An 18,567-nucleotide genomic window follows, 5' to 3' on the forward strand; every position below is an offset into this window, starting at 1 on the left:
CAAGGACGGAAACCACAAATGCATACTGCACCACCGCCTGAGGGGAGTCTCAAGGGCCTTCGTGTACTTGATCTCTCCCCGGGTTCTCGCCGGCCCTCTGTGCACCCAAATGCTCGCCGACCACGGTGCCGAGGGTTTTGAAGCTGGAACCGCCCGCGGAGGCGAGACCAGATCCTGGGGACCACCTTTCGTGAGCGACATCATGAGCGCCTACTTCAGCGGCGTCAACCGCAACAAGTACTCACCTCTTTGGGGTACAGCCCGCAACGAATCGATGAACTCCTGGACGCTGACATCATCCACGCTGCCCCGCTGGACCGTGTCTTGCAGCCGACCTCCGCGCCCCTTCAATGACTTTGCGGCCAAAGGGCTCTCAATCAACCAATCTATCAACACACGGTTCCTGAGGCATTGGCCTCCGGACGGAAGGAGTAAGTGCGCATGAATATCGCAGTACTACTCAAACAAGTGCCTGACACCTGGGGGGAACGCAGGATCGACTTGTCGACAGGCCTGGTCGACAGAGGTGCCAGCGACGCCGTCATCGACGAGATCTGCAACCGCGCCCTGGAGGTGGCACTGTCCTACAAGGACAGCGCGGATGCGACGGTGGTTGTATTGACCATGGGTCCCGCCCCTGTCCAGGAGATGCTGCGCAAAGCGCTGGCCATGGGCGCAGATTCGGCCATGCACGTATCCGACGATGCCCTTGCGGGCGCGGATACGCTCCAAACAGCCGAAGTCCTGGCCGCCGCGCTGCACAGCACCGGTTTCGATCTCGTGATCGCAGGCAACGAGTCCACGGACGGCTGCGGCGGGGTGATTCCCGCGCTCATCGCAGAACGTTTGGGTGTCCCACATGCCTCGTTCCTCGAGTCTGTCACCATCGGGGTAGACGGTGTGCGCGGTGAGCGCGCCGTCGAGGGAGGATCGGTCCAGCTCTTCGCTCCCTTACCCGCGATGGTCTCCGTGACCGAACGGCTGCCGGAAGCACGGTTCCCCAGCTTCAAGGGGTTCATGCAAGCGAAGAAAAAGCCCCTGAAGGTGCTCACCCTCGCCGATCTCGATGCCGAGATCCCGGTCTCCAGCTCCATGGTCGTTGCCGCCGCCGAGCGGCCTGCCCGGGACGTCGGCACCAAGATCGTGGACGAGGGCAACGCTGCCCGGCAAATCGTCGAATTCCTCGTGGCCAACGGCCTCGCCTGATTAGGAGACATGAAATGAACAACATTCTTGTACTCGTCGAAACCGCCTTGGACGGCCAACCCGCGGCATCCACGGCAGGGCTCATCGCCGCCGCGTCCCGGTTGGGCAGCGCCGTTGCAGTACTGGTTGCCGACCCGGGCACGGGAGCACGGCACGCTGCCACCTTGGGGGAATGGGGCGCCGAGCAAGTCTATATATGCGAGACCGACCAGTCCGCCCACCTCATGGTTACCCCCCAGGTACACGCACTCGAGGCAGCCGTCATCGACAAGGCACCGTCCGCGGTACTGACCGTAAACTCGTCCACCGGACGCGAAGCCGCAGCCCGCCTCGCCCTGCGCCTGGGCGGCGGCCTGCTGACCGACGTAGTCGGCGTACGCGCCGATGAGGACCAGATCCTGGCCACTCACTCAGTATTCGGCGGGTCCTACGACATCGAGGCCGCTGTCCAATACGGACTTCCGGTCATCACCGTGCGGCCCGGCTCAATCGGTGACCGCGCGGAGCCAGCCAATTACGAGATGACCACTGTCGCCCTCGAGATCGACCCGGAGGGATCCGCCATCGTCACGGCCACCCACGAGACTACCGAGAATTCCTTGCGCCCCGCGCTACGCGGGGCGAAGAAGGTCGTCTCCGGGGGCCGAGGCATGGGCTCCAAAGACGGATTCCAGCTCGTCGAACGGCTGGCCGACACGCTAGGCGCCGCCATCGGCGCGTCCCGGGCCGCCGTTGACGCAGGCTACGTGCCCCAGACCCAACAGGTCGGGCAGACCGGAACCACCGTCGGCCCGGACCTCTACCTCGCCCTGGGAATCTCCGGCGCAATACAGCACCGGGCAGGGATGCAGACGGCCAAAACCATCATCGCCATCAATAAAGATAAGGACGCACCCATTTTCGAGATCGCCGATCTCGGGATCGTCGGAGACGTCTCAACCATCGTTCCGAAGCTCATCCAAGAGCTCGAGAGCCAAGCCGGCTAAGCCGCGCCCATATCTGAGGAGAACGCACATGTCGACAACCGGCGATTCGTCGACCACGGCTGCGCCCAACACCGCCCGGGACGCCAGCACCCCGGCCAGCGGCCCAGGGACAGCCCCACGAGCAGAACCAAATGCACGCTCAGAAGGACCACTCAGACCACCCCCTAAGCCCCACAGCAACAGCGGAACTGCTAACGCCACCTTGGGCACAGGCATGGCTAAGCCAGCCTTGGGCCTCGGCGCGGCCAATCCGACCTTGGGCACCGGCACGGCTACGCCAACCTTGGGCCTCGGCGCGGCCAAACCGACCCTGGGCTCGAACATGGCCAAGCCAACCTTGGGCCCCGGCGCAGCCAAACCGACCCTGGGCTCCAACATGGCCAAGCCAACCTTGGGCCCCGGCCCAGCCAAACCGACCCTGGGCCCCGGCGCGATCAAGCCGCTCATGAAAGCCTCGGCCGGATCCGCACCGTCCGCCACCGATGCGCCCTTATCGGTAGCGAGGGTCCGAGAAACGGGGATCCGCCAGTGGGTGCGGTCGGCGATCGCGGCTATCACCGCTGTCGTAGTGCTGGCCCTGGTGGTGCTGGGCGCCCAATGGTTGCGTGCCTTGCCTTCCGTTCAGGCCTGGCTGGTGGAATATTCCGGCCACTCGGAACTGCCGGACAACACACCCACAGGAGTGCCCGCGTGGTTGGGGTGGCAGCACTTCCTCAACGCATTCTTTATCGTCCTGATCATCAGGTCGGGGTGGATGGTGCGCACTGCCAACCGGCCCGAGGCGTACTGGATACGCACCAACACCGGGATGATCAGGACGAAAAACACGCCTAAGAGAATGAGCCTTGACCTCTGGCTTCACTTGTCGCTGGACGCATTGTGGGTGCTCAACGGCATCGTGTTTTACATAATTTTGTTCGCCACCGGCCAGTGGATGCGGATCGTGCCGACCAGCTGGGACGTCATCCCCAACGCCGTCTCGTCCGCCTTGCAGTACGCCTCACTGAATTGGCCGCCGGAAAACGGATGGATCAACTACAACGCTCTCCAGGTACTGGCCTACTTCGCCGTTGTATTCGTAGCCGCGCCACTGGCGGTCATCTCGGGCCTGCGGATGTCCGCCGCATGGCCCAAAAACGCCGAGCAGCTCAACAAGGCTTATCCGGTGGAGGCCGCCCGGGCACTTCACGTGCGGGTGATGCTTTTCTTCGTGGCATTCGTGATCGTGCACGTGGTGCTGGTCTTGACCACCGGGGCATTGCTCAACCTCAACCACATGTACGCAGCCCAGGACGCCCAGTCATGGACTGGATTTTGGATCTTCGTGGTCTCTGTGGCCGTCATGGTCGCTGCATGGTTCCTCGCCCGACCCGCTTTCCTGTCCCCGATCGCCTCTCTCGTGGGCAAAGTCAGCCGCTAGCCCACAAAACTCCTGCTCACCCGCGGCATGCAACACGCCTTCTGCAAGATTCCCAGGCATCCGTAACCCGCCACGACTACCCCCACCGGACGAAAATCTCACGCGTCCACAATGCGATCTTGGCGGGCGAGCGGCGCGCCTTGTCGCCGCGGCGCGTGTAAGCGGCAACTTTAAACTGACCGGAGACGGCAAAACTGATTGACCGTTCGCGGCAGTGATTATGACCAGCGGCGGCAAGCATTTTTGGACAGTAGCCGGCCACCCGTGGGTGGCTGGGCGTGCTGGGATTCCTCTTGTCCATCCCTCGTGTCGTTACGGGGAGAGCCCCTTCCTTCCACGGTGAAATGGCGATGCCAATCGTCTGTATTTCACCCGTTGCGGGAAGGAGGGGGCTCGTTGTGAAGTCTCCAGGAGAGTTCATGGAAATTTTAGCTGCTTACGATCTGACCCGGTCATACCGGGATGCCGCGAAAATATGCGGGGTCTCGCACAATACGGTGCGTTCTTATGTGAAAGCCCGCCAGGATGGCGTGCAGGCGCCGGTTGCCCGGCGACGCGGCCGGATGACCGATCCGTTCCTGCCTCAAATGATCTCTTGGGTTGAGCAGTCGCGGGGGAAGATCCGCGGCGATGTCGTGCATGAGAAGCTGCAGGCTTTGGGGTTCACCGGGTGTGAGCGAACGACACGGACGACGCTGGCTGAACTGAAGGCGAAATACCGGGCCCGGAGCGTACGGGTGCACCGGCCGTGGACGCCGGAGCCGGGTCTCTGGCTCGAGTATGACTACGGCGACGGGCCTGTCGTTGATGGTGTGAAGACGGTGCTGTTCGTGGCCTGGCTTGCCTTCTCCCGGTTCCGGGTCGTGATCGCGTTGCAGGATAAGACCATGCCGACCGTGTTCGCGGCCCTGGACAGGACATTTCGCCTCATTGGTGGGGTTCCGACCTACATTTTGACGGATAACGAGAAGACTGTCACGGTCGAGCACGTCGCGGGGATCCCGGTCCGCAATCACCAGATCGTGGCGTTCGCCAGGCATTACTCGACCTCGCTGCAGACATGCATTCCGGCGGACCCGGCCTCCAAGGGCGGGGTGGAGAACGCGGTCAAGATCGCCAAAGCCGACCTCGTCCCCAAAGACACCAACCTGCTGCCCGAATACCGGTCGTTCGCCGAGCTGGAGGCTGCGTGTGAGGCGTTCATGGACGAGGTGAACTCGCGGGTGCACCGCGCCACGCTGGAGATCCCCAAGGACATGCTGCAGGTGATCGAACGTCCGCGGTTGCATCCGGTCCCGGCAACCCCGGTCACGTCGAGTTTCGGGCAGACCCGCCAGGTCCCGCCGAACACGCCAATGATCACCTTCGCCCAGTCCCGGTATTCCGTCCCTCACACCCTGATGGGGCAGACGGTGTGGGTGCGCGGCACCGACACCGAGGTGATCATCGTTCACGTCGATGCCACCGGACCGGTCGAGGTCGCACGCCACAAATTCACCCGGCCCGGGACCCCGGCGATTATCGACGACCATTTCCCACCCGCCCCCACCGGCGCCCTTGAGCGGGTGATCCGCCCGACGAACACTGCCGAGGAAGAATTCCTCGCACTCGGCGCCGGGGCAGCGCTCTGGCTCAAGGAAGCCGCCGCCGCGGGAACCGGCAAGATCAGGCACAAAATGGAACGCGCCGTCACCCTCGCCAAGGTCTTGGGAGCCGACGAGGTCGACAAAGGCCTCGGCGCAGCAGCGGTGCATCAGCGCTTCACCCACGAGGACCTGCTCTCCATCGTCAACACCGGCGGCGGGACAAAGCCCACCATCAGCACCACCCACACCGTCACAGACCAGGGCCGGTGGTTGAGCCAGGGCACCAGCTCATGGGCCAGCTTCGGCACCACACCCACCTCTGCCAGCAGTGACGAAGACCTTGAAGGAGCCATCTGATGAGCGCCGTCACCATGACCCCGGCCCTGACCGATCCCGCAGTGGAGCACGTCATCGGGCTCATGCGCACGACCCGGATGCCGCACGCCCGTGCCGTCGTCGCCGACGTCCTGGCCACCGCGAAAGCCCAACGCTGGGATCCCACCGAAGTCGTTCGTGTCCTGCTCGAAGCCGAAGCCACCGGCCGGAACCGGTCAATGCTGGCCACCCGCCGCAAACGCGCCGGCTTCCCGACCGGGAAGACCTTCGACGTCTGGGACGAAGCCCTCTCCACCCTCCCGGCGTCAACCACGTCGTTCCTGCGGACCCTGGAATGGGTACGGCGGCGCGAAAACCTGATCGCCTGCGGGCCCTCCGGCACCGGCAAATCCCTCCTCCTCGAAGCCCTCGGCCAGCAAGCCATCGACCAAGGCATGTCCGTGTCCTGGCTCAGCATGGAAGACCTCGGCGCCCTCGTCCGCCGGCACCGCATCGATGACAGCGTCAACAAAGCCATCACCCGCGCCACCAACGTGGATTTGATTTGTATCGATGACATAGGCCTGCTGCCGGTTTCCGCCGACGCCGCCGAGGGCTTCTACCGCGTCGTCGAGGCCTCTTACGAGAAGCGGTCCCTGGCGATCAGCTCGAACATCCACCCCTCCGGGTTCGACGAGCTCATGCCCAAAACCATCGCCACAGCGACCGTGGACCGGCTCCTCCACCACGCCCACCTCTGCCAAACCAGCGGCGAATCCGTCCGGCTCATGCAAGCCCAAAACGGGAAAGGAACCCGCCCCATGAACTAACCCCAAACCAACGTCAGGTGCCCGAAACCCGGCACGCCCGGGGCGCCTGACCCTGTCCAAAAATACTTGCCGCCACCGGTCAATCACCTGCCGCCAACGGGCAAACCAACCTGCCGCCACCAGTCATTCCTAAGCTGCCGTTGACAGGCGCGGTCAGCGAGGTCGACCGCTGCCGACTCGGTTCCCGGCTTGGGCCAGGGGTGCTCGATGATGAGCGTCCCCCGAGAACAAGATCAGGAACCGGCCTGGACACCGCACCAATTGGATGACTGGAATCCAAACGCGGACGAGCGCTGAAGGCCGAGATACAAAACTCAAGAAATCTGAAGCGGAAGGCGATATCCTATGGAATTCCAAAGTGTCAGTCCTCAAGACATGTACCGCACGGACCAATGGCAGTCACTTGTTGGCGAAATCGTCGAAATCTGGCGTGGTGGAGTTGTGTATCGCAAGGGGCTAGTCGATGACGCAATGGCCGACGCCTCCGGGCTTTGGATGGCGTCGGAGGGCGTATTCGAGCGGGAATTCATAGCTGCCTCTTGCGGATTTGAGGTCTGGACCAGTCTCTACCCACGCTCACTACGGGCCAACGCTTGAACCGATCGAGCCGATCAGAAGGTACAGGTGCTCTCCGTCCAGCCACTCGTGATCCAGAAGGCCGCGGGAATCACACCGAGCGGTTGCCCTGATACAGACGTCGCGCTGGGAAGCTAACTGTTGCCGTTGTACCGGACCCCCTGGCATCCGCCTAGATCCGGTTGAGTGAGGAATTGTTCCGGATCAGTCGGTTCAGTCCCATGGTGGCCGCCTGGACGGCCGGCCCCACACGTTCCAGCTGTACGACGCCGAGCGGCCCGGACACGCTGATGGCAGCGATCGGCTCACCGTTCTCCCGAAGGATGGGGCTTGCGGCACAGCACACCCCGGCGGCCGATTCCTCTTGCTCATAGGCCACACCATGGGTCCGCACGGATCCAAGCTCAGCCCGGAGGTCCCGGGCCGAGGTGAAGGTCCGGGGGCCCACCTTCTCCAGCTCTCCATCGAGAATCGCGTCGGCGATGGCGGCATCGGTGAAGGCCAGCAGGGCTTTACCGACTCCAGTGGCGTGCGCGGGCATGCGCCCGCCGACCCTGGAGGGCAGCGGAACCGTGTCTCGCCCGCGGAGGATCTCGATGTAAACAACCTCACGGCCTTCACGCACCGCCAGGTGCACGGCGTGGCCGGTGGCCTGGCGCAGGTCCGCCATCGTCGCCAGCGCGAGCCGGCGGAGGTCCTTGGGACGGCGGGTAACAGATCCGAGCTCGAAGATCCGCAGGCCAAGTCGCACAGACGTCCCGCGGCGTTCCAGGAACTCGTAGTCGATGAGCTCCCGAACGATGCGCGAGACGGTTGCCTTCGCCATTCCAGTCCGCCGGGAAATTTCGGAAATGCCCAGATCCTCGTCGCCAGGCCCGAAGGCGCCCAAGACCAGGGAGACGCGGCCGATCATCGAATCAGGGATGTTTCGTTCAGTGGGACACATGCTTGGAGTATGAGTCACGGGCAGGCAGCATTCCAAGTGTTCGTTCCATTCATTGGCCATCCCGAGGCCGCAACACCACCGACCGGAGATACGGCATGAAAATCAGCTCACGCGACAACGATGCCGCGCAGGCCCTGCTGGACGCCTACCGCACCCACAACACCGTCGCGCCACTGACAGATGCCGATCCTGGCCTCAGCGTCGAAGGCGCGTACCGTATCCAGCTGGAGCAGGTCCAGGCGTGGAAGACTGACGGACGCACGGTCAAAGGCCACAAAGTGGGGCTCACCTCCCGCGCCATGCAGGTCCAGCTGGGCGTGGACCAGCCGGACTTCGGGCACCTGATGGACGACATGTTCTTCGCCGACACGGATCCAATCAAGGCCGGCCGGTTCATCAGCCCCAAGGTGGAACCGGAATTCGCATTCGTCCTGGGCAAATCGTTGACCGGCCCCGGTGTCACCGCCGCCGAAGCGCTCAGCGCCATCGACTACGTCGTGGGAGCACTGGAGATCATCGATTCCCGGATTACCAACTGGAAGATCAAGCTGGCGGACACGATCGCCGACAACGCCTCCTCGGGCGGCGTGGTGCTCGGTTCAAAGCCGGTGAAGCCGGCGGATCTGGACCTGCGGACCACCGGGGTGAACCTGTCCCGGAATGGCGAGCTCGTCGCCAGCGGCGCGGGCGGTGCGGTACTCGAATCCCCTCTGAACGCGCTCGTCTGGCTCGCCAACACCCTGGGCCCCCTCGGTGTCACCCTCAAGGCAGGTTCCGTCATCCTTCCCGGTTCCATGACGGCCGCCGTGGCCGCAGGACCGGGCGACACCATCTCGGCCAGCTTCGCCGGGGGACTGGGCACAGTCACCGCGAACTTCGCCAACTAATACCACCTATCCAAAGGCACAGGAGTAACTCCATGGACTTCCGTCCACGTCCCATCGCGGCCATCGTCGGCCCGGGAAACATCGGCACCGACTTGCTCATCAAACTCCAACGCAGCGGTGCGCTTGACGTTCGCTACGTCGTCGGCGTCGACCCTGCTTCCGACGGCCTGCGCAGGGCACGCGACCTCGGGGTCGAAGCAAGCGCCGGAGGAGTCGACTGGCTCCTCGAGCAGGAAGTCCTGCCCGACGTCGTCTTCGAAGCCACAAGCGCCAGGGCCCACGAGGCGAACGCCCCGCGATACCGCGACGCCGGCATAGCGGCCGTCGACCTAACCCCGGCTGCTGTCGGTCCGTTCGTCTGCCCGGCAGTAAACCTGGATGATTACCTGGCAGCCGAAGGCGGCACTGCACCGAACATCAACATGATTACCTGTGGCGGGCAGGCCACCATTCCCATCGTTGCCTCGATTTCAGGAGTCACCCCGGTGGCTTACGCCGAAATCGTCGCCTCCATCTCCTCCCGCTCCGCCGGACCCGGAACCCGGGCGAACATCGACGAATTCACCGAGACCACCTCGCATGCCATCCAGTCCGTCGGCGGCGCAACGCGGGGCAAGGCGATCATTATTCTCAACCCCGTTGAACCCCCTATGGTCATGCGGGACACCGTCTTCGCCGCCATCGGACCCGACGCTGACCGCCACGCCATCACCGAATCCATCCATCGGATGGTGGCCGAGGTCCAGCAGTACGTCCCCGGCTACCGGCTCAAGTCCGAGCCCCAGTTCGAAGACCCGCGCCCGGATTGGGACGGCAGCGGACGCGTCGCCGTATTCCTTGAAGTTACCGGTAACGGCGACTATCTGCCCGAGTGGGCAGGCAACCTCGACATCATGACGGCCGCTGCAGCGCGTGCCGGCGAACAACTTGCCCTGGCCTGGACTCTTGCAAAACCGGCCGCCACGAACCAGAAAGAGCAGGTAGTCGCGAAGTGACCTCTAACGAACTCGCCGGGATCGGCAAACCGCCCGTCCGCATCATTGACACCACCCTCCGCGATGGCAGCCACGCCGTCAGCCACAGCTTCACCTTCCAGCAGGTCACGGACATCTCCAGAGCCTTGGATGACGCCGGCGTGCCGATCATCGAGGTCACCCACGGCGACGGTCTGGCCGGGTCCTCCTTCAACTACGGCTTCTCCACCGTCCGGGACATCGATCTGGTGGCCGCTGCCGCCGAAGCCGTCACCGACGCGAAAATCGCCGTCCTGCTGCTCCCCGGGCTGGGTACTGTGAAGGACCTCCGCGAGGCCCACGCCGCGGGGGCGCGCATGGCACGCGTCGCCACCCATTCAACGGAGGCCGACGTCAGCATCCAGCATTTCCGCGCGGCACGGGATCTCGGCATGGAAACCGCCGGGTTCCTTATGCTCTCGCACCGCAGCGAACCGGCCCAATTGGCCAAACAGGCACGCATCATGGCCGACGCGGGCTGCGAGTGCGTCTACGTAGTGGACTCCGCGGGGGCGTTGCTTCCCGACGGCGTCCGGACCCGCGTTGAGTCCTTGGTCCAGGAACTCGGCGACGACGCCATGGTGGGTTTCCACGGGCACCAGAACCTCTCCATGGGCGTAGCGAATTCCCTGGAAGCCTACCGCGCCGGGGCCCGCAGCATTGACGGAACACTCCGGGCGCTCGGGGCAGGCGCGGGAAACACTCCCACGGAAGTGCTCGTGACCGTCTTCGACGCCATGGGCATCCCCACCGGCGTCAACGTCGAGGCAGCCCTCGCCGCCGCCGAAGAAGTGCTTGCGCCCATCGTGAAGCGCATGCCGATGATGGACCGTTCCTCGATCGTGCAGGGGCGCTACGGCGTCTACAACTCGTTCCTCCTGCACGCGGAACGGGCCGCAGAGCGCTACGGCGTTCCGGCCTACCAGATCCTGCGCCGGGTCGGCGAAGCCGACTACGTCGGCGGCCAGGAAGACATGATCATCGACGTCGCCATCGAACTGGCGGGTCAGCAGCGCCGGGCAGTCGAACAGAACGAAAGAGTGCCCGCATGAGCAACGAACCCACCACTACACCGTCCTCCCAAGGTAGCGCCTGGACCGAAGACCGCGTCGCGGACTTGTTGTACAAGCGCGAACTGGACCTGACGGACGGCGGGAAGATCGCCGACGAATACCCGGAACTTGATCTCGACTCCGCCTATCGGGTGCAGCGGAAGCTGGTCGACCTGAAGGTCGCCGGCGGAGAGGGCGTGATCGGCGTCAAGGACCAGGACGACAGGTTGGCCGACGAGGTGGAGATTTTCGCTGGACACCCCGACGACATTCTGTCCGGGGCAGGAGGTGACGGCTGGAGAATTCGGCGTCCGGTCATTCACCTCGCTGCCAACACCATGCCCGGCAAGAACCTCAGCGTTCTCCTTTAAGGCGAACATGACATACGAACAGATCCTCGTCGACGTTCGCGACTCGATCGCGACGATCACTCTGAACCGTCCAGAACAGCGCAACGGTTACACCTGGACAATGGCCGACGAGCTTGGCACGGCGTTCCGAGCCGCGAACGTCGATCCCGAGGTTCGCGTCGTCGTCCTTGCCGCGTCCGGCAAGGACTTCTGTGTTGGGGCGGAACTTCACCGTGGGAAGCGCTTCGGGCCCGGCCCGGACGACGACCCGAGCATGTGGGTGGAACCGGCGTCGCGTGTCACTCGGGCGATCTTCGAGATGGACAAGCCTGTGATCGCTGCGGTGCGGGGCGCGGCAGTCGGCGTCGGCTCAACGTTGCTTCTGCCCGCCGACGTGCGGCTGGCGAGCACGGATACTCGGTTCGGCTTTATGTTCGCCCGCCGCGGTATCTATCCCGAGGGCGGGTCTACGTGGTTCCTCCCGCGTATCGTCGGTCTTGGCCGCGCGCAGGAGTGGATGATCACCGGCCGGCTTATCCCGGCCGCGGAAGCGCTGGAGGCGGGACTCGTCAGTGCCGTTCACGAGCCGGACGAGGTACTCGACAAGGCGCATGAACTGGCGCACGAGTTTGTCCGAAACTGCGCGCCAGTGTCGGTGGCCGTGATCCGCCAGGCGCTACTGCGTATGAGCGCCAACGACTCGCCGTACCCGTCCTTCGAACTGGATTCAAAGTTGATCGCGAGCTGCGCCGACAATCCAGACGGTGTGGAGGGCATCGCTTCGTTCTTGGAGCGACGCGCGCCGAAATTTCCGCGGACCGTAGAAAAGGACCTGCCCGACTTCCTGCCATGGAGGCAATGACCGCCGAACCCCCCCCTTATGCGGACTGCTCAATCAGAGAGTGAGCGGAGCGCAGCACCAACTGACCTCGATCTCCTCAGCCAGGATGTCTCACTGGCCCTGCCCCCGTTTCGTGGATACGGGTTATGCGGCTTTTTGAGAGTCCGCGATCTGGCGTGAGTATTGCAGTTCGAAGTCCACGGGGCTGACCTGACCGATCGAGGCGTGCCGGCGACGCCGGTTGTAACCGGTCCTCGATCCACCCGCGGACCTCGATTCGGGCCCTCTTCCTGGCTGGCCAAACCCGCCGGTAGTAGAACTCGGCCTTCAACGTTGCGAAGAACAATTTGGCCAAGGGGTCGTCTCAGCATTATCCGGTGTATCCCATGGAACGGGTCAACCCGTTGGCTGAGGCGAACGCGGTGATCTGGGCCGAGGCGTATTAGGTTGCCCCCGGCCTGAGTTAAGCCGAATTCGGCTTAGCTCAGACTATGCCGAGGAAAACGCTAAGCCGAGAAGTGCCGACGCTGGCCGTCGGTCCCACCGATCGCAGGTTTATTCCCCGGCTTAGCGCTCAGGACCAGTTCTGGCGTTACCTTCGTCGTATACATACGCCCAGTGAAGGGAAAATGCTATGGACACGATGGTCAGTGAGATTGGCGAGCGAGTTGTTGCCGCCGCATTGGAAGCGGCTGGCTACGCGGAGTCGACGATCGGTCAATACCGGAAGCCGCTTCGGTGGCTGGGGATGCTGGCACGGAATCAAGGTGGCGTTTATACGCTGGCTTTGGGTGCTGAGTTCGCGTCGATGACGACGAGTCCGCTGACTGGGAACTTCAGTGCGCAGCGTTTTGACTATGGCCGCTTGGTGGTGGCAGAGCGACGGAACGCCCGTTGTCGGCGTTAAACAAAGGGAGTTGCAGTCGATGCGGGAACTCCCGTTCGACTCGGATTTGTCCGGGGTCTGGCACTGGACGGGCACACGGGCGACTCGGCATACTCTGGAAATCAACACCTCGCCCGTATGCGTAATTACCACCAGCCAGCTACCGCGCTTCACCTACCCGGGCGTCGCTCCGCCCGCGGGCGGCCCGGGGAGCATGCGTCATGAGGGCGTGGATAAGCAGTGCGATGAACACCACCGCGCAGAGGACTGCTCCGAGCGCGAACGTCGCACTGATTCCGGCGCCGCTCGGGTGAAGATCCGGCGCCATGTTCGCCGCGAGTACTGCGCCCGCCACCGCGGTGCCGAAGGAGCTTCCTACGGTGCGCAGGACTTGGTTGAAGCTCACCGAACTACCCAACTCTTCGGTGGCTACACTGCGGGCAATCAACGCCGGCATGGCCGCATAGCTGGCACCCATTCCCAGACCGAACACCAACATACCGATCAGGATCTCCCAGAGTCCGGCGTGGGCAAAATAGAGCAACATTCCAGCTGCCGTCATCATGCCGGCACCGATCGGCAACAGTGCCGTCAGGCTGACCCGGCGCGACAGACGGCGCACTAGACGATTGGCCACGAAGCTTCCCACCGACAACGGGAACATGACGAATCCGGCCCAGAACAGAGGCAGGGCAATGCCGTAGCCGGTAGAAGCAGGAGCCTGGGCAACGAGGCTGGAAATTGAAAGGCCGATGTACATCGCGGCGCCCAACCCGACCGCCGTGCCGTTGGCGAGCAGCACTTCCCCGTTGCGGAGCACCCGAAGGTTGATCAAGGGATGCCTGGCCCGCAGCTCGGCCCCGACCCAGGACGCCAGGACGACTGCCGCGAAAATCAGGGTGTCGATCGTCCACGGCGAGCTCCACCCCCAGTTCGGCCCTTCACTGACGCTCAACAGCAGGGCGCCGAGGCCGAGACCGAGCAGACCTGCGCCCGTGTAGTCGAAGGGCACCCGAGGGGCATGCTCGTCAGGGCCTGCAGGCACGGCGCGGTAGACGACCACGATGGCCGTGACCACGAACAGTGCGGCAAACCAGAACGCGAACCGGAAATCGAAGAGTCCCGCAATGATTCCGGTCAAGGGGTAGCCGATCCCGATCCCTGTCGACACGGTCACCGACAGGCTGGAGATCGAGAACTGCACCTTGTCGGCGGCGACGTAGCGGCGGGCGAGGGCGATCGTCACCGGGACGATCCCGTAGCTCAGGCCCTGAAACGCCCGTCCGATCAGGAACACCGTGAAGTTTGGCGCCACCGCGGCGATGATGGACCCGACGAGTATGATCGATAATGACCACAGAAGGAGCCGCTTCTTATGTGGTCCGTCACTGAGCCGGCCCATGGCGGGGGTCGCAATGGCGCCGACCAGAAGGTTGATGGTGAGCATCCACTGCGCCGTGCTGACCGACACCTCCATCTCGCGGGAAATGGTCGGCACCAACAGCATGCCCAGCGAGCTGACGATCGCCGTGGAGAGCGCCGCGTAAACCAGGGCCGGCATCAAGCGCGAGCGTTCCGCGCGTTCAGTCAACGGATCCCTCCGATCCGAGCTTCCGGAGAACGGGGATGGCATTTTCAAGCGTCTTCCGCTCCTCCGGTGTCAGCCGCTCCGTGATTGCCCGGTCAAGCCAGCCATGACCGGCCGCGGACTCCTGGGCCAGCTTCTGCCGCCCCGCGTCGGTGACCTCAATCCATACCCGGCGACGATCTTCCGGGTCAGGGACGCGCGACACGAACCCCAAACGTTCCAGCTCACGCGCGGCGAGCGAAATGGCCTGGGGGCTCACATGGACGACCGCAGCCAATTCCGTCGTCGGAGTACGCCCGTGTTCTGCCACATGGCGGAGCACGCCCAACTTGCCCGAGGAAAGCGTTCGTTCGGCATTCAGCCGCCTCAACAGCGGAAGCAGCGTCTCGAAGAAGGAGCGGGTCATTACCTGGTCCGTCGCTTTTGCATCGGTCATCCCCCAACTATACAAGCAACTTGATCAAGTTACTTGTATAGTTGGGAATCCGGGTCGAAACTACGAGAACGAGGACCGCGTCGTCCGCCATTTAGAGCCCGGACCGTGAAATGGGCAGCCCTAAAGCGATGGTGCGAGCAGTTCCCGGATCGCGACGTCGCCCTACAAGCAAAACGCGACTTAGAAGATCACCGCGGTGCGTGGACCGCCCGTGGGGCTGCCGCTTTCTGGAGGACCAGACCGCAGGGCTCACATCATGCCTCATCCCTGTCGAGCATTCATGAATTACCGGAAGCGTTCCTCGCTCTCTGTCGTTCTGATGCTCCATGGTCGCTGGACGGGTCCTCCGCGCAACCAGGGCGCGGAGCGCCGCACCATCCAAACCGTCGTTCGTCGCTCCTTCGTCGCTCCTTTCCTCGCGAACTGGGAAGCTTGCAGAGTTTGTTCTCGATGAACGGCCGGATTCTGGGGATGACCACGTGTTTTTAGTGCGGTGGCGCCTCCTACCGAGCTGGCAGATCATGCGCCCATTTACGAAGTGACCAGGAGGGTCTTCAAAGCAGCCGGGGTGGATCACCCGAGAGTTGGGACCAGGTTGTTATGGCACAATGCTGCGTCCAGACTCCTGCGTGCAGGAACACCCCTGCCGACGATATCGGCGGTGCTTGGCCACTCGAGCCCGGATTCCACCAACGTGTATCTGAGCACCGATACCGAGCACCTGCGCGCATGCGTCCTCCTGTGGTGGGGCCGGCCCTTCTTCGGCTGCAGTTCAAGGATGTGCTCGAGCGTGGCGTTGCGATTCCTGCACTGACCCTGCCCAGCATGAGCGTGACGGCCCAGCGCGTGTCACATCACGACGAGAACGACCTCTCTGACCGTTTCACTGGATCTCGGGTTCATGCTGTCTCCAGATCTGGTTTCCTGCCGACAGGCCAACGGCACGCAACGCGCTCTTGCGCTGGTGGTGGGTCGGGAGCGATTCCATCAGATCGATCGTGTCTCCGCTGGTCAACCCCACGACCCTCCCCGAAGCGGGAAGTCCTCGCGCTTGTTCCTGGGGTTCGGTTCCGTGGGGCGGAAAGTCACCAGGGATAGCGGCCGCGACGAGCGGATGATCGGCAGTACCAAGTCCCCTAAATCTCGAATGGCAGGATGAACATGCTGGAGGTTCCACAACCGTCGCGTGAGATGACGCCTACTGGCTATGATTTTCGCGGATCGACCGTCTTCGTCTCGGGCGGCACGAGCGGAATCAACTTCGGCATTGCGGACGCGTATGCAAAAGCAGGCGCAAGGGTCGCGGTGATGAGCCGGAATGCCGAGCGTGTGGAAACGGCCGCAGCGAAGCTCAGGCGTCATGGCAATGAAGCGCTGGGCTTCGTGGGCGACGTTCGCGACATGGAAGCCGTGCGGCGCAGTCTGGCTGGAACGCACGAAGAGTTTGGCGAGATCGACGTGCTCGTCTCGGGGGCCGCCGGCAACTTCCTGGCGCCTGCACTCGACATTTCCTCCAATGGATTCCGAGCGGTTATCGATATCGATCTGGTTGGCACGTTCCACGTGCTCCGCGCCGGATTCGACTTCCTGCGACGGCCTGGCGCGTCTCTGATCAATATTTCGGCTCCCCAATCGACGTTCCCGTCGCCGATGCAGGTCCACGTCTGCGCCGCCAAGGCGGGCCTGGATCAGGTCATGCGCGTACTAGCGCTCGAATGGGGCCCGTACCACGTGCGCGTCAATTCGATCGTGCCTGGACCCATCGCCGACACTGGCGGCTTGGCCAAATTGGTTTCAGACACCGAACGTTCGCGCATAGAAGGACGGATTCCCCTTCGCCGTGTCGGGACGATCGATGACATCGCGGAAATGGCGCTGTTCCTGGGGTCAGAACGTGCCAGCTACATCACCGGGGCGCTGATACCCGTGGACGGTGGCATTTCACTGCTTGGTGGGCGTAACTATGCCGGCGAACCGGAACAAACGCCGCAGGAAATGCCCTAGGGCACCGGCGCGGCCCCACACTCTTCGAATTTCTTAGTAACGAGCATAAGGACTCTAAAGGTGTCAATCGATATGCACGATTCTGTTGCAAGTACAGCAATGGATTATGGTCTGCGGGAATGGGCCCGACGGGAGCCCGACCGGCTCGCCGTGAAAGAGGTCGACGGACTCGCGACGACATTTGGCGAGCTCGAACGACTGACTAATCGGTTCGCGCACGTCCTTCGCGACGCCGGTCTCAAGCGCGGCGACCATCTTGCCGCGGTTCTTGGCAATGGTGCGCACATGCTGGCAATCGCGTGGGCGGCCTACCGCACAGGCCTGTACTTCACGCCCGTTCCCGTCACGTTCTCTGCGAGCGAGATGGCCTATGTCGTCGCCAACTGCCAGGCAAAGATGGTGATCTCCGAGCCTGGATTCGCAGGAACAACTGGTGAACTGCCGCGAGCGGAAAGCCTGGTTCGCCGATTCTGTTCGCTGGGCGGGATTATCGATGGCTACGAGCCGATTGAAGCCGCACTCGCGCGCATGCCGGCCGGACCCATCAGCGACGAATCGCCCGGAGCGATCATGTTGTATTCCTCCGGAACGACGGGAGCTCCCAAAGGAATCTGGCGGCCGCTGCCTGCGATCGAGGAGGTTGAGCACGGCCCTCCAACGTTTGCCCGGGACCTAGTGGCCTTGTTCGATTTCCGCCCTGGTGATCGGTACCTGTCGGCCGGCCCCCTGTATCACGCCGGTCCTCTGAGGTGGTCGCTTTCAGTGATCGCCTCTGGCGGTTCTACTATTCTCATGACGAAGTTCGATGCCGACCGGGCGTTGACCCTGCTCGAGCAGGAAGAAATTACGCTCTCGCAATGGGTGCCGACGATGTTTCATCGCATGCTCGCACTGCCCGAAGATCGCAGAAGCGCATTTCGCGCTCCTCAACATCGCGCTGCTTATCACGGGGCAGCCCCGATCTCCCCTTCGCTCAAACGGGCGATGATCGACTGGTGGGGCCCCATAATCGAGGAATATTACGCCGGCTCTGAGAGCGTCGGCCTCTGCTCCATCACGACCGAAGAATGGCTGAAAAAACCCGGCTCGGTCGGTCGAGCGCGCAAGGGTGCGATCCACATCCTCGACGAGGACTCAAAAGAGTTGAGGCCCGGTGCTACGGGCAGGGTCTTCTTCAGAGGGACCGCACCGTTCGAGTACTTCGGTGAGCCAGAGAAGACCGCTTCTCGAACCAGTCAACAGGGATATCAGACTTTCGGCGATATCGGACACATCGATCAAGACGGCTACTTGTTCTTATCGGATCGCCTTGACGACGTGATCATCTCTGGCGGCGTCAACATCTACCCGCAGGAACTCGAGCAGGCGCTCGAGCATGCGCAAGGAGTCGGTGAAGTCGGAGTTGTCGGTATGAAGGATGACGAATTCGGAGAGCGACCCGTTGCTTTCGTCGTGCCGGATGGAAGTCACGCCGACATCGAACTGCTGCGTGCCGAGCTGATTGCGCACTGTCGAAGTCAGCTGGGGCGCATCAAACAACCCAAGGAGATCCGATTCATCGATGCGCTGCCCAGGTCGGAGGCCGGCAAACTGCTGCGCCGCGTGTTGCGCGACATGGATACCGCCCAGTACTGAACGCAATTTC

20 protein-coding genes are annotated in these 18,567 nt (G+C 63.1%); 15 read left to right on the forward strand and 5 right to left on the reverse strand.

Annotated features, from left to right (window positions below):
- Positions 1-61: 61 nt before the first annotated feature.
- The 4 genes from QRN59_RS24525 to QRN59_RS05705 all read left to right on the forward strand — a co-directional run bounded on the left by QRN59_RS24525 (position 62) and on the right by QRN59_RS05705 (position 3,612).
- Positions 62-445: a CoA transferase gene (locus QRN59_RS24525; protein ID WP_502871027.1), complete on the forward strand. Its 384-nt coding sequence runs from the start codon at positions 62-64 to the stop codon at positions 443-445.
- A complete protein-coding gene (locus tag QRN59_RS05695) occupies positions 442-1,206 on the forward strand; it encodes an electron transfer flavoprotein subunit beta/FixA family protein (protein WP_284981528.1) in 765 nt (254 codons plus the stop codon). The genes QRN59_RS24525 and QRN59_RS05695 overlap by 4 nt, the downstream gene beginning before the upstream one ends.
- A 14-nt stretch (positions 1,207-1,220) precedes the next feature.
- A complete protein-coding gene (locus QRN59_RS05700) occupies positions 1,221-2,192 on the forward strand; it encodes an electron transfer flavoprotein subunit alpha/FixB family protein (RefSeq protein WP_284981529.1) in 972 nt (323 codons plus the stop codon).
- A 520-nt stretch (positions 2,193-2,712) separates the two neighbouring features.
- Positions 2,713-3,612 (forward strand): cytochrome b/b6 domain-containing protein, encoded by a 900-nt coding sequence (locus QRN59_RS05705; protein ID WP_284981602.1) that lies wholly within the window; start codon positions 2,713-2,715, stop codon positions 3,610-3,612.
- Positions 3,613-3,688: 76 nt separating this feature from the next.
- Here the strand turns inward: QRN59_RS05705 and QRN59_RS05710 are convergent, their stop codons facing one another.
- Entirely contained in the window at positions 3,689-3,853 is a 165-nt protein-coding gene (locus QRN59_RS05710; protein ID WP_284981530.1) for a hypothetical protein, read from the reverse strand.
- Positions 3,854-4,010: 157 nt separating this feature from the next.
- Here QRN59_RS05710 and istA point away from each other — a divergent pair, with 157 nt between their 5' ends.
- Complete coding sequence (istA, locus tag QRN59_RS05715) at positions 4,011-5,555, forward strand: IS21 family transposase (protein ID WP_284981531.1); 1,545 nt, start codon at positions 4,011-4,013, stop codon at positions 5,553-5,555.
- Positions 5,555-6,343: an ATP-binding protein gene (locus QRN59_RS05720; protein ID WP_284981532.1), complete on the forward strand. Its 789-nt coding sequence runs from the start codon at positions 5,555-5,557 to the stop codon at positions 6,341-6,343. The genes istA and QRN59_RS05720 overlap by 1 nt, the downstream gene beginning before the upstream one ends.
- A 748-nt stretch (positions 6,344-7,091) precedes the next feature.
- Here QRN59_RS05720 and QRN59_RS05725 read toward each other — a convergent pair.
- On the reverse strand, positions 7,092-7,865 hold the full coding sequence (locus QRN59_RS05725; RefSeq protein WP_284981533.1) for an IclR family transcriptional regulator: 774 nt from the start codon (positions 7,863-7,865) through the stop codon (positions 7,092-7,094).
- Between the two features lie 95 nt (positions 7,866-7,960).
- On the opposite strand from QRN59_RS05725, the gene QRN59_RS05730 reads away from it, so the two are divergent.
- The 6 genes from QRN59_RS05730 (at position 7,961) to QRN59_RS05755 (ending at position 12,915) form a co-directional block, all read left to right on the forward strand.
- The gene (locus QRN59_RS05730; RefSeq protein WP_284981534.1) at positions 7,961-8,752 is read left to right on the forward strand and encodes a 2-keto-4-pentenoate hydratase; all 792 of its coding nucleotides are present in this window, start codon (positions 7,961-7,963) and stop codon (positions 8,750-8,752) included.
- A gap of 32 nt (positions 8,753-8,784) precedes the next feature.
- Positions 8,785-9,747 (forward strand): acetaldehyde dehydrogenase (acetylating), encoded by a 963-nt coding sequence (locus QRN59_RS05735; RefSeq protein ID WP_284981535.1) that lies wholly within the window; start codon positions 8,785-8,787, stop codon positions 9,745-9,747.
- Positions 9,744-10,817: a 4-hydroxy-2-oxovalerate aldolase gene (gene dmpG / locus QRN59_RS05740; RefSeq protein WP_284981536.1), complete on the forward strand. Its 1,074-nt coding sequence runs from the start codon at positions 9,744-9,746 to the stop codon at positions 10,815-10,817. Before QRN59_RS05735 ends, dmpG begins: the two co-directional genes overlap by 4 nt.
- A complete protein-coding gene (locus QRN59_RS05745) occupies positions 10,814-11,188 on the forward strand; it encodes a hypothetical protein (RefSeq protein WP_284981537.1) in 375 nt (124 codons plus the stop codon). The genes dmpG and QRN59_RS05745 overlap by 4 nt, the downstream gene beginning before the upstream one ends.
- Before the next feature lie 7 nt (positions 11,189-11,195).
- The gene (locus QRN59_RS05750; RefSeq protein WP_284981538.1) at positions 11,196-12,029 is read left to right on the forward strand and encodes an enoyl-CoA hydratase-related protein; all 834 of its coding nucleotides are present in this window, start codon (positions 11,196-11,198) and stop codon (positions 12,027-12,029) included.
- A gap of 613 nt (positions 12,030-12,642) precedes the next feature.
- The gene (locus QRN59_RS05755; protein ID WP_284981539.1) at positions 12,643-12,915 is read left to right on the forward strand and encodes a hypothetical protein; all 273 of its coding nucleotides are present in this window, start codon (positions 12,643-12,645) and stop codon (positions 12,913-12,915) included.
- 139 nt (positions 12,916-13,054) lie between these two features.
- Here the strand turns inward: QRN59_RS05755 and QRN59_RS05760 are convergent, their stop codons facing one another.
- A complete protein-coding gene (locus tag QRN59_RS05760; RefSeq protein ID WP_284981540.1) occupies positions 13,055-14,485 on the reverse strand; it encodes an MFS transporter in 1,431 nt (476 codons plus the stop codon).
- Positions 14,478-14,918, reverse strand: coding sequence for a MarR family winged helix-turn-helix transcriptional regulator (locus QRN59_RS05765; RefSeq protein ID WP_284981541.1), 441 nt, complete (start codon positions 14,916-14,918; stop codon positions 14,478-14,480). The genes QRN59_RS05760 and QRN59_RS05765 overlap by 8 nt, the downstream gene beginning before the upstream one ends.
- Positions 14,919-15,456: 538 nt before the next feature.
- On the opposite strand from QRN59_RS05765, the gene QRN59_RS24530 reads away from it, so the two are divergent.
- Positions 15,457-15,732 (forward strand): tyrosine-type recombinase/integrase, encoded by a 276-nt coding sequence (locus QRN59_RS24530; RefSeq protein ID WP_350225220.1) that lies wholly within the window; start codon positions 15,457-15,459, stop codon positions 15,730-15,732.
- A 69-nt stretch (positions 15,733-15,801) separates the two neighbouring features.
- Here QRN59_RS24530 and QRN59_RS05770 read toward each other — a convergent pair whose 3' ends face one another.
- A complete protein-coding gene (locus QRN59_RS05770) occupies positions 15,802-15,939 on the reverse strand; it encodes a hypothetical protein (protein ID WP_284981542.1) in 138 nt (45 codons plus the stop codon).
- A 134-nt stretch (positions 15,940-16,073) separates the two neighbouring features.
- Between QRN59_RS05770 and QRN59_RS05775 the strand changes: the two genes are divergently transcribed.
- Together QRN59_RS05775 and QRN59_RS05780 are read left to right on the forward strand one after the other, a co-directional pair.
- Complete coding sequence (locus QRN59_RS05775; protein ID WP_284981543.1) at positions 16,074-16,922, forward strand: SDR family oxidoreductase; 849 nt, start codon at positions 16,074-16,076, stop codon at positions 16,920-16,922.
- A 60-nt stretch (positions 16,923-16,982) separates the two neighbouring features.
- Positions 16,983-18,557: an AMP-binding protein gene (locus QRN59_RS05780; protein WP_284981544.1), complete on the forward strand. Its 1,575-nt coding sequence runs from the start codon at positions 16,983-16,985 to the stop codon at positions 18,555-18,557.
- Positions 18,558-18,567: the final 10 nt, after the last annotated feature.

It is taken from the genome of Arthrobacter sp. efr-133-TYG-118 (assembly GCF_030209755.1).
Classification (GTDB): Bacteria; Actinomycetota; Actinomycetes; order Actinomycetales; family Micrococcaceae; genus Arthrobacter.

What these genes read in the sequence shown, in the direction of transcription:
- QRN59_RS05765 (WP_284981541.1), bottom strand. Translation starts at nt 14,918, where the DNA reads ATGACCGATGCAAAAGCGACGGACCAGGTAATGACCCGCTCCTTCTTC.
- QRN59_RS05725 (WP_284981533.1), bottom strand. Translation starts at nt 7,865, where the DNA reads ATGTGTCCCACTGAACGAAACATCCCTGATTCGATGATCGGCCGCGTC.
- QRN59_RS05745 (WP_284981537.1), top strand. Translation starts at nt 10,814, where the DNA reads ATGAGCAACGAACCCACCACTACACCGTCCTCCCAAGGTAGCGCCTGG.
- QRN59_RS05755 (WP_284981539.1), top strand. Translation starts at nt 12,643, where the DNA reads ATGGACACGATGGTCAGTGAGATTGGCGAGCGAGTTGTTGCCGCCGCA.
- QRN59_RS05735 (WP_284981535.1), top strand. Translation starts at nt 8,785, where the DNA reads ATGGACTTCCGTCCACGTCCCATCGCGGCCATCGTCGGCCCGGGAAAC.
- QRN59_RS05730 (WP_284981534.1), top strand. Translation starts at nt 7,961, where the DNA reads ATGAAAATCAGCTCACGCGACAACGATGCCGCGCAGGCCCTGCTGGAC.
- QRN59_RS05775 (WP_284981543.1), top strand. Translation starts at nt 16,074, where the DNA reads ATGAACATGCTGGAGGTTCCACAACCGTCGCGTGAGATGACGCCTACT.
- QRN59_RS05720 (WP_284981532.1), top strand. Translation starts at nt 5,555, where the DNA reads ATGAGCGCCGTCACCATGACCCCGGCCCTGACCGATCCCGCAGTGGAG.
- QRN59_RS05710 (WP_284981530.1), bottom strand. Translation starts at nt 3,853, where the DNA reads ATGCTTGCCGCCGCTGGTCATAATCACTGCCGCGAACGGTCAATCAGT.
- QRN59_RS05700 (WP_284981529.1), top strand. Translation starts at nt 1,221, where the DNA reads ATGAACAACATTCTTGTACTCGTCGAAACCGCCTTGGACGGCCAACCC.
- QRN59_RS05750 (WP_284981538.1), top strand. Translation starts at nt 11,196, where the DNA reads ATGACATACGAACAGATCCTCGTCGACGTTCGCGACTCGATCGCGACG.
- QRN59_RS05695 (WP_284981528.1), top strand. Translation starts at nt 442, where the DNA reads ATGAATATCGCAGTACTACTCAAACAAGTGCCTGACACCTGGGGGGAA.